Annotated in this window: 1 protein-coding gene; it reads right to left on the bottom strand. The window is 45.5% G+C overall.

The features are described from left to right. Positions 1-235, bottom strand: a 235-nt coding sequence (locus MST27_RS22170) for a hypothetical protein (protein ID WP_243608009.1), incomplete at both ends; no start/stop codon positions are given.

The raw sequence follows: 235 nt of genomic DNA on the forward strand, positions 1-235 counted from the left end.
GTGCTTGCCTCTTTTGTAACATCCTGCAGCGGTGATGCATCATTATAGGTAGCTATTACTGTGCCATTTGCCACCGCCCTTATTACTTGAGGCGTGGCATTTTGATTTGTTGATGCTCCCGTGGAGAATGTCCCTTGGAATATACCAGAATTCCCGGTTGTCTCAGTTAAATTTAAATCAAATCCTGTCGTATCGGACGAAGATGTGATTTTAACCTGAGCGCCATCCAGCCCAC

The organism is Stutzerimonas marianensis, assembly GCF_022810315.1.
Classification (GTDB): domain Bacteria; phylum Pseudomonadota; class Gammaproteobacteria; order Pseudomonadales; family Pseudomonadaceae; genus Stutzerimonas; species Stutzerimonas marianensis.